This window comes from Ruegeria sp. CDSB113 (assembly GCF_059611045.1).
In genome coordinates this window covers 1-1,176 of sequence record NZ_JBXWOU010000041.1, presented here as the reverse complement: position 1 = coordinate 1,176, position 1,176 = coordinate 1, and the positions used below count along the sequence as shown (strand labels likewise).

Below are 1,176 nucleotides of genomic sequence, written 5' to 3'. Positions count from 1 at the left end.
ATGGCAAAGGAAAAGTTTGAGCGTAATAAGCCGCACGTCAACATCGGCACGATTGGCCACGTTGACCACGGCAAGACCACGCTGACCGCAGCAATCACCAAGTATTTCGGTGACTTCAAAGCGTATGATCAGATTGACGGCGCGCCTGAAGAAAAAGCACGTGGCATCACCATCTCGACCGCCCACGTGGAATACGAGACCGACACGCGTCACTATGCGCACGTCGACTGCCCCGGCCACGCCGACTACGTCAAGAACATGATCACCGGTGCCGCACAGATGGACGGCGCGATCCTGGTTGTGAACGCTGCTGACGGCCCGATGCCGCAGACCCGCGAGCACATCCTGCTGGGCCGCCAGGTTGGCATCCCGACCATGGTCGTGTTCATGAACAAAGTGGATCAGGTTGACGACGAAGAACTGCTGGAACTGGTGGAAATGGAAATCCGCGAGCTGCTGTCTTCGTATGACTACCCCGGCGACGACATTCCTGTCATCGCAGGCTCGGCTCTGGCCGCGATGGAAGGCAACAAGCCGGAAATCGGCGAAGAATCGATCCGCAAGCTGATGGCTGCCGTGGACGAGTACATCCCGACACCCGAGCGCGCTGTTGACCAGCCGTTCCTGATGCCGGTCGAAGACGTGTTCTCGATCTCGGGTCGTGGTACCGTTGTGACCGGTCGTGTTGAGCGTGGCGTGATCAACGTTGGCGACGAGATCGAAATCGTCGGCATCCGTGACACTCAGAAAACCACCTGTACTGGTGTTGAAATGTTCCGCAAGCTGCTGGATCGCGGTGAAGCGGGCGACAACATCGGCGCCCTGCTGCGCGGCATCGACCGTGAAGGCGTTGAGCGTGGTCAGGTTCTGTGTAAGCCGGGTTCGGTTACACCGCACACCAAGTTCGAAGCCGAAGCCTATATCCTGACCAAGGAAGAAGGCGGTCGTCACACTCCGTTCTTCGCGAACTACCGTCCTCAGTTCTACTTCCGTACAACTGACGTGACCGGCACCGTGACCCTGGCAGCTGGCACCGAGATGGTTATGCCTGGCGACAACGTGTCGTTCGAGGTTGAGCTGATCGCACCGATCGCGATGGAAAACGGCCTGCGTTTCGCCATCCGTGAAGGCGGCCGCACCGTCGGCGCCGGCGTCGTGTCGAAAATCGTCGAGTAA

At 58.9% G+C, this 1,176-nt stretch carries 1 protein-coding gene; it reads left to right on the top strand.

Annotation, left to right across the window (positions count from 1 at the left end; genetic code table 11):
- Nucleotides 1–1,176 (top strand): elongation factor Tu (tuf, locus tag AC2FIS_RS23170; RefSeq protein WP_108861257.1); only part of this gene is annotated, 1,176 nt, incomplete at its 5' end.